Annotated in this window: 1 protein-coding gene and 1 pseudogene; both read right to left on the reverse strand. The window is 41.3% G+C overall.

The window, feature by feature from the left end; genetic code table 11:
* A pseudogene (locus H140_RS15240) lies at nt 1-845 on the reverse strand (hypothetical protein); the annotation flags it as partial.
* Nucleotides 846-1,416: 571 nt separating this feature from the next.
* Nucleotides 1,417-2,352: transferrin-binding protein-like solute binding protein (locus H140_RS0111015; RefSeq protein WP_019673712.1), on the reverse strand; the 936-nt coding region annotated here is incomplete at its 5' end.

The following is a 2,352-nucleotide window of genomic DNA, read 5'->3' on the forward strand; positions in this document are numbered from 1 at the left end:
GTGGTCACAGTAAAGTCGCTTGGCAACCCAGCGGCTGTTGTACCAACATTGATAGTTTGTACACCGCTCTTCGCTGACTCAGGCGCATTCTTAATTTTGGCGGCATCTTGAGCCTCTGCAGCGGCATTAATAATACCTTGCGCTTCTTCAGTTTTTGCTTGCGCCGCAGCCAAGGCATCTTGTGCAGCCTGTTGCGCAGCTTGTAGTGCTTTTATTGCCTCTTCCGCTTGTGCCGCTTTTTCCTCAGCGGCCGCTTGCAAGGCTTCGGTATTACCACCACTTGCGCTTAGTGCATCTTCAAGATCTTGTTTGGCCTTCTCTGCTTCTGCTAAAGCAGCTTCGGCTTCGGCTTTGACTTTTTCTAATTCAGCCTTAAGTCGCTCTGCTTCTTGCTTGCTTTGTTCAGCTTCAGCTTTGGCTTTTTCTAAGGCATCACTGATGTCATCTGTGATTTCATCGTCTGTTGTTTCAGCTGTTGTATCATCCTCATCGACATTCGATTCAATATCAGAGCCTGTTATATCATTGTTTTCATTATCTGTATTGTCATTGCTCTCAGATTCAATATCACTGCCATTGCTGTCACTTTCTGCAGTATTGTCATTGCTTTCAGATTTAACATCACTGTTTTCATTACCTACAGTATCATTACTATCGGCTTCTTGTTCAGTGGTTTGATTGTCTTCAGGGATGCTAATGGGATCTGAATAATATGAGGTATAGCCACTATCTGATCCGCAGGAAGCTAGTATGACGGATGAGATCAGTACGACGCTGGCTTTTAGGGGAGTGTTGATTTTTTTCGCTGTAGCATTAGCTAAGATTGAATGATCGATAGGCGACATTCTACTTCCTCCATGAAGAGTTGATGATAATCCATTTAAAGATAATATATTACAGTTACTTAACGCACTAAACTAAAGTTAAATAACGGATAAATGTAAACATAGCTAAATATGATATAAAATGTTAAAGATATCAAGTCCAATATTTATTTTGTAACAAGTTAAAATCAAACCACTCCTTTGTTACTCTACATTAACCATAATTAATATGAGTAAATAGCATAACCCATATCAAAAGTAATAGTGTTAGGTCTGAAATAAACCTAGGCCAAACCACTATCACTACTAGAGTGAGTGGCTTACTAAAATATCCTAATAGAGTTATACCACTATATTTGTAACTAAAAGAACATAAATGATGACGAACATCCAGCGCTTAATATGACTGACCATACTATAATATAGCCAGCTAAATAGTTATCATTTTTAGTGGTTTGATCAAAAAAAAGCGCCCTAGGACGCTTTTTTTTATTGTAACTAATTGCTTGTAATCATTAGCTAACCTGATGTTAAGCCTTAGAGTTTAAGCCTTCTAGCTTAAGTTATAAAGCTGACAAGATTAGCTAGAAAACTACTGCTTTTCTGCACCGAAGGTACCTTGGAATTTAGTACCTGTTCCTGGTAAATCGCCTTTGCCACCTTCAACTGACGCATCTTGGTAAATACCACCTAAGAACTGAGCGTCTTCACCGTAGAAACCACCAGCGGTATCGATACCATTAACGTTACCAGCAAAGGTATTGCCATCGATGGTCGCTTCAATGCCGATCTTACCGGTTGGGTTGTATTTGAAGTCACCAGTAAAGGCAAGCTCGCCCTTCACTGAGTTGTTCACAAAGTCGACATCGAAGTTTGAAGTACCATCAACAGGTGCAAACGAGCCTGTATCACCTAAGTGTATGTTCTCAATGTAAGTGGCGCTACCTGCGTATGAGGCTTTACCCTCGTTCACTTGCTTTAAGTAATCAATGTCTTCTTGAGCGGTTAGATGACCTTGGACATACACGTTAGCCACGCGTGATAAGTCACCAACGAAGCTTGAGTTAATGTGTCCATAGACATGACCGACTTGCATTTGGGCATCAAAGCTTTCGTATACTGATGTATATACAAAGTCAGGATTTAAACCACCTTTCCCAGCTTCAACTTTTACTTTTTTCGGTGTCTCTAAATCAATATCAAGTGATTTATGCACTGAGTCGGGTTTCACCATATCCGCACGTAACGATAGTTTGTTAAAGGCAGTAAAGTTATCCCCTGTGCTAAGCACTTTATCGCTAGGTAATGTGCCATCTGCAGCAACATCACTTTGCTCGCCAGACCAACTATCTTTGTCACCTCGGATTGCAGCGTAACCGATTGCATTTTCCAGCTCACCGGCACCAAATGGCAATGTACGCTTTGTACTACTCAATGCGGTTGACTGGAAACCTGTCATCTGAGTATCAGGTGCAACATCTGGGTTCACAGGTACTGGTTCAGGCGTTGGCTCTGGTGTCGGTACTGG

It is taken from the genome of Psychrobacter lutiphocae DSM 21542, assembly GCF_000382145.1.
Lineage (GTDB): Bacteria > Pseudomonadota > Gammaproteobacteria > Pseudomonadales > Moraxellaceae > Psychrobacter > Psychrobacter lutiphocae.